5 protein-coding genes are annotated in these 6691 nt (G+C 42.0%); 1 reads left to right on the top strand and 4 read right to left on the bottom strand.

Translation table 11 applies throughout. From position 1 onward, the window contains the following. A partial coding sequence (locus AAGA18_13695) for a hypothetical protein (GenBank protein MEM9446392.1) occupies positions 1 to 347 on the bottom strand: 347 nt, incomplete at its 3' end. Between the two features lie 61 nt (positions 348 to 408). Next, complete coding sequence (locus tag AAGA18_13690) at positions 409 to 2298, bottom strand: PAS domain-containing methyl-accepting chemotaxis protein (protein MEM9446391.1); 1890 nt, start codon at positions 2296 to 2298, stop codon at positions 409 to 411. A 224-nt stretch (positions 2299 to 2522) separates the two neighbouring features. Here AAGA18_13690 and AAGA18_13685 point away from each other — a divergent pair, with 224 nt between their 5' ends. Further along, a complete protein-coding gene (locus AAGA18_13685; GenBank protein ID MEM9446390.1) occupies positions 2523 to 3578 on the top strand; it encodes an L-dopachrome tautomerase-related protein in 1056 nt (351 codons plus the stop codon). An 11-nt stretch (positions 3579 to 3589) separates the two neighbouring features. Here the strand turns inward: AAGA18_13685 and lepB are convergent, their stop codons facing one another. Then, complete coding sequence (gene lepB, locus AAGA18_13680) at positions 3590 to 4807, bottom strand: signal peptidase I (GenBank protein MEM9446389.1); 1218 nt, start codon at positions 4805 to 4807, stop codon at positions 3590 to 3592. A gap of 24 nt (positions 4808 to 4831) precedes the next feature. Beyond that, positions 4832 to 6625, bottom strand: a complete 1794-nt coding sequence (lepA, locus tag AAGA18_13675) for a translation elongation factor 4 (GenBank protein ID MEM9446388.1) — start codon at positions 6623 to 6625, stop codon at positions 4832 to 4834. Between the last annotated feature and the right edge of the window lie 66 nt (positions 6626 to 6691).

The raw sequence follows: 6691 nt of genomic DNA, 5'->3' as shown, positions 1-6691 counted from the left end.
CGAATGCGCGTTTTCTTGGTCAACTTATATCCCTTAATCACCAGGGATTCGAGATAGACTGTGCCATCATCCAGGAAATCCACATCCTTGACAAAAGTAACCACTCTCTCGTAGGTCTTGCCTCCATCGGTGGATAGTTGCAGCCAAAAGTCCTCCCCTTCTTCAAAGTCTTCCACTTGGTAATCAAATTCCACGATCAGTTCGGTGTAATCACTTAGATCTAAATTCTTGGTAGTCAGAACTGAGGAGCTCGAGTTATCCTGCAGATTCACCACAGTCGTCCCATCGACATAGTTCCCTGAATTGTCCAGGAAGCAGTCCACTCCATTAGAAGGCGCAATTCTCACCTTATCTCTAAGACTCCCTTAATTTTATGCATGTCAAGAGTGCTAAGTGTAAGGCCTTCTATCAGGCTGCAAGCTTGGCCACCTCTTGAGTGAGGTGCTCTGAGCCTTTGGATAGTTGCTTAGTAGATCCTGCTATAGACTCTGAGGCGATCGCTGATTTTTCACTAGAATCAACGATTTGTTGTATAGCATCGGTTACATCTCGAGCAGCAGTCTGTTGTTCTTGAGCTGCTACAGTAATCTCAGAAATGGAAGTAGTGGTCTTGGAAACACCATCAACAATTTTCTTAAAAGCTTCGCAGGCCTCCTTGGATATTTCGCTACCTTGACTGACTCGTTTCACTGATTCATTGATCAATTTTGTAATTTCCTTGGTAGCTTGCGAAGATCTTTCGGCCAATTTCCTGACTTCATCGGCCACCACAGAAAATCCTAGACCATGCTCGCCTGCCCTGGCGGCTTCAATCGCAGCATTAAAAGCTAAGAGATTGGTTTGGTTAGCAATTTCACTAATAACTTTGACAATTTCACTGATCTCCTCCGAAGATTTATTGATGAGGTCCATGGATTCGATTGATTTCTCAATAGCCCTGGCTCCACTGTTGGCTTCATTTTGCGTATTGCGAGCAATTTCATCGGCACCTTTACTATTTTGGGCAATGGAATCAATAGAAGCACTCAATTCCTCTACCGAACCATTCATTTCCTCGGTAGTTGCCCCCAAAAGTTGTGCGCCATTCGCTACTTTTTCTGCTTGTTGAGATATTTCCTTGGTACTTTGAGCAAATTCGTTGGCTATCCTCACGACTTCCTGCTCGAGTTCTAACTGAGGGGTTATGTTACTCGCAAATTTGACAATCTTTGTCACTCTGCCAGCGGCATCGAAGATAGGATTGTAGATAGCTTGAATCCAGATGGTGTCCTTATTCTTTCCAATTCTCTTATAACGGCCCTCGTGGTATTCTCCACTTCCCAGTTTTTCCCAAAAGAGTCTGTAGTCCACGCTTTCAGCATACTCGGGTTCACAAAAGATTCTATGATGCTTCCCTTTAATTTCTTCCAGCGAATAGCCTGTGGTCACCAGAAAGGCTTCATTGGCCGTTAAGATAGTGCCGTTGGGGGTAAATTCAATCACAGCTTGTGATCGATTGATGGCAGCTATTTTGCCTTCAAAGTCAGCATTCATCACTTTCTGCTCAGTAATATTTGTGGCATATTTAACTATCTTATAAGGATTTCCTTGAACATCAAAGATGGGGTTATAGGTGGCATTTATCCAAATTTCATTACCTTCTTTACCGACTCGCTTATACTCACCACTGTGAAACTCTCCCTTACCTAACTTTTCCCAAAAGACTTTGTAGTCAGGGCTTTCTACATATTTAGATTCACAAAAAATTCGGTGATGCTTACCTTGTATCTCCTCCAAGGAGTATCCGACCGTTTTTAGGAAGTTGTTGTTTGCCGTAATAATCGTTCCGTCTAGTTCAAATTCAATGACAGCTTTGGATTTGTTTATGGCGTTTATCTTGCCCTCATACTCCGCATTTTTTTTCTTTAGTTTGGTGATGTCGGTGGCAAATTTAACGACCTTGTAGGGCTTGCCCTGCGCATCCATAATGGGATTGTAGGAAGCTGCTATCCATATTTCTTCCCCACTTTTTGTGATTCTATTAAATTCTCCAGAACGGAAATTACCTTTTGCTAAGTCATCCCATAGTGCTTTGTATTCTTCTGTGGCCGTGTAAGCTTCTTCGCAGAAGATTCGGTGATGTTTGCCTTGTATTTCCTCTAAAGTGTATCCAAGCGTTTTTAGGAAATTGTCGTTGGCTGTAATGATTGTTCCATCTACTTCAAACTCTATGACAGCCTGAACTCTATTAATGGCATATTCAATTGCACTAGGATCTTTATGTGAGTTGGCTTTTTCTACTGGGTCTACTTTGCTCATGGTACTATTTCGAAGGTTAAATAATTAATAATTGCAAATTTCGGCCTGTGCCAATCAGTATTTAGTAAAATATTTAAATTTTCATTCTGGGCAGCTCGATCGACTGGATATACATTAAATTAGTGCAAAAAAGGTGTTACGCGCAAATTTATGCTCATAATAAATGAACTATAAATGGGGATTAGATCATTGCGAATCCACTCATATTGATTACTTTTAACAACATGAAATGCATTCAAGTACTCATTTATTCACTTTTCGTTTCTGCCTCTGTTTTACTGGCGGGCCCTTCACTCAAAGTTATATGTAAACTCGACCAGCGCCCCGGTAATCCTGCTGTAACACCCGATGGCACGGTTTACATCTCCATGCACCCGTTTGATCAACCTGAATTTAAAATCATGATTTTAAAAAGTGGCAAGGCAGTACCTTACCCGAATGAAGAAGTATCCAAGAATCATGCTGCAGTCATAGGCATTCAAGCAACTCAAGATGGTGCCTTATGGTGGATGGATATGGGAAATCAGGATATTTCACCAAAGTTGGTCGGTTGGGATACGAGAAACAATAGGCTAAAAGCCATTCATGTAATTCCTAAAGAAGTTCGAGTTGCTAATTCCTTTCTCCAAGATTTTGCTATAGACGAAAAGCGTCAGAGGGTTTTCGTTGCAGATATGTCTCGAGGAAATCTTATTGATAAAAGTGAACCTGCCATCATTGTCTTGGACTTAAGCACGGGTCAAACACGTCGCGTATTGTCAGGCCATCCATTTTATCAACCAGATGAGTCACCCATTATTGCTGAAGGTAAAGCCATGCAGACTAAAGATGCCAATGGTTTTGTTTATCCTATCAAGCTCGGATTGAACCCTATTGCTATAGATCCGGAAAATGAATGGGTTTATTTCTCAACTATGACTGCTGGTAAACTTTATCGCGTCCCATCTGAGATACTTGGAGACTATGCAAAATCTGACGAGGAAATAGAAAGCAAAATAGAAACGTATGGAGATAAGCCTTCCAGTGATGGTATTGCTGCTGGTGAGAATGGGGTCGTCTATGTAACAAATGTTGACGAAAATGCCATAAGCATGATGGATGACTCTGGAACGAAAACATGGATCAAAGATGATAAACAACTCATTTGGCCTGATGCCGCCTACATTGCTCCTGATAAAAGCGTGGTCGTTACCGTTAATCAACTCAACCGAGCACCCGCTTTCAATGATGGCAAATCCTTAGCCGAAAAACCTTATACAGTTGTAAGAATCAAAGAGTAAACATCTCCATACTATTTAATCAGGCCCCAGCGCTTGGTGAAAGGCCAGTGAACAATAAACGCTGTGCCCACTAAATTATCGTCCGGGACTCTGCCCCACGCACGACTATCAGAGCTGTTTCTACTATTATCTCCCATGGCCCAAGAAGATCTATCTGGGATCGTATATTTAGGATTATAACGGGTAAGAAAAAGTCCATTGCCCAGTTCATCTCCATAAACATAACCATGATAACCATTATCCATGGAATAAATGCCATCAAAGAAGATGTAATCATTTTTAAGGCCAGTCCCCAAAATTTCACCGTTCACATAAAGATGTGGATCATCTTGTTTTATTTCCAAGGTATCACCTTCTGTCCCTACGCAACGTTTAATATAATATTGAGAACCGATTACCTGCTCTCCAGAAGCACGCCTAGATTGATTGATACGACGTATGTTTTCTGTGGAGAAGACAAAAACTTCACCAAGGTTAGGCCTTCGAAAATGATAGGCGATTTTATTCACGAAGATATGATCTCCCTCGCTGCGTGTATAGTTTAAAAAGACATCTCCTTTCTCATAGCGGCGTGTCTTGATTTCCTTGAAAAGATCAGGATTTTCTTTAAAGAGCTCTTGAAGATCACCTATGGATCCCCAAATTTTATATTTCTGTTTTCCAATCTGAAAACTAGTCTCATTTAGAAAAGGTATGATTCCGAACAGTCTACTCTGCTGGAAAATGGGTTCACCAAATGGATTCATTTTTAATTTTCCAGGCTCCTGAACCACAACTCGGTGATGTGTGGTTCCATGAAAAACAGCATCTTTGAGCTGAATCAATACATTGGGCTTTTCAGTGCTGGGGTCCACGGCTTTAGCGGAGATGCCCCACAATGTGGGTCTCATCGAATGCGTGGGGATCTTAAACGGTTGTAGAACATAACTGCGCAGTGCAAGTGCCAGAACGATGGCCACAAAAAAAACTTCTACATTTTCAATGATGCCCACGTTTTTTGTATTAATGGGAAATAACTTAAGAGCCCTCTTCTCAAGTTCTGCGAATTCCTCTTGGGCCTCAGTATCATTTTTTTTAAAATCTTTTTTACTAAATGCTTGGACCTCTTTGGATAAGACCTCTACGTCATCCAGTTCCTCTTCAGATAAAAGATCTTTATTATAGCGAGTCTTTTTCTGGATAAAGTGCTGAAGATCTTTAGCAGCTTTTTTAATTTTATTGGAAAACATGAGGTCTACTTTCTTGATTAATAACTAGGCCTTAAGGACCTGCATAAAAGCCTCTTGGGGAATGTTCACTTTGCCAAATTGCTTCATGCGCTTCTTTCCTTCTTTTTGTTTTTCTAGAAGTTTGCGTTTACGAGTAATATCACCACCGTAGCATTTAGCCGTTACATTTTTACCCACCGTTTTAACATTCTCACGGGCAACAACATTGCCACCCACAGCAGCTTGCAAAGCCACTCGGAAAAGTTGCGGAGGAATGACTTCCTTTAGTTTAGCGGCTAGAGCGCGCCCCCTAGGAGCTGCTTTATCTGTGTGGACAATACTAGAGAATGCATCCATAGGTTCTCCATTGACTAACATATCTAGTTTCACAAGCTTTGAGGGCTTATATTCCCCATGCTCATAGTCCATGGAGCCGTAGCCTCGTGTCATACTCTTTATCCGGTCATTAAAGTCAACCAAGATTTCATTAAGCGGGAGGTTTACCGTGAGGCTAACACGCCTATGGTCTATGGTCTCCGTATTCTCACAGATACCCCTGCGGTCCATAATCATTTGCATCATGTCTCCAATATTATCGTTTGGGCAGAGAATGATTGCGTTAACTGTAGGCTCTTCAATGCGGTCAATAACCGATGGGTCCGGAAGTTTAGTTGGGTTATCAACTTCGAGCATTTCTCCATTGGTCTTGTAGACATGGTAAATGACACTGGGATATGTGGAGATGATATCCATATCAAATTCACGCCTCAGACGCTCTTGGATAATCTCCATATGAAGTAGGCCGAGAAAGCCACAGCGGAACCCAAAACCTAAAGCCACAGAACTCTCTGCTATAAAGGTCAGTGCGGCATCGTTAAGTTTCAATTTATTCATGGCCAGTTTTAGCTTTTCAAAATCGGAGGTATTGATGGGGTAAATTCCAGAAAAAACAAGTGGGTGAATTTCTTGGAAACCAGGCAGGGGTTCGGCAGCTCCTTTCACTGAGTGGGTGATAGTGTCACCAATTTTAACATCAGATGCACTTTTGATATTGGCAATGACATAGCCAGTATCCCCAGGCCCCAATTTATCTGTCTTGAGCATTTTCGGGGTAAAAATGCCTACTTCTTTGACTTCATACTTTTGCCCAGCTTGCATGAAGGTAACTGCATCTCCCTGTTCAATATGCCCACTGAAATTTCGTATGTAGCAAATGACGCCGCGATATGAATCGAAGACAGAATCAAAGACTAAGCAGCGCAAGCATTCGTCCTTTGGCTCATTAGGTGGAGGAACACGTTCAATAATTGCTTCTAAGATATCCTCTACACCTAAACCCGTTTTCGCGCTAGCAGGTATCGTCTCATCAGCAGGGATAGCCAAAATCTCCTCAAGCTGTTCTTGTACTCCGGGAATGTCCGCATTAGGCAAATCAATTTTATTGATAACTGGAACAATGGTTAAGTCTTGTTTATGAGCGAGATGGACGTTGGCCACTGTTTGAGCCTCTACTCCTTGAGCAGCATCTGCTATGAGAATAGCGCCTTCACAAGCAGAGAGGCTTCGAGATACCTCATAGCTAAAATCAACATGTCCGGGGGTATCCAGCAAGTTGAGACGATAGGTTTTGCCATCTTTAGCTTTATAAGCCATGGTGACGGGGTGAGCCTTAATAGTAATTCCGCGTTCACGCTCAAGATCCATGGAATCAAGCATTTGCTCTTGTAATTCACGCAGTTCCACGGTCCCCGTGCTTTGCAAGAGCCGGTCCGACAAGGTTGTCTTACCGTGATCAATATGTGCGATGATCGAAAAATTTCTTATAAGCTCGGTGGACATAAATTGAGAGTTGAAAATATGGCATGAATGCCAGCTAGAAGAAAGTGGTTTTCACCAGAAATAAGT

This window comes from Verrucomicrobiota bacterium, from assembly GCA_039192515.1.
Lineage (GTDB): Bacteria > Verrucomicrobiota > Verrucomicrobiia > Methylacidiphilales > JBCCWR01 > JBCCWR01.
The sequence above is the reverse complement of the archived record's forward strand: the minus strand, read 5'-3'. Positions and strand labels throughout refer to the sequence as shown.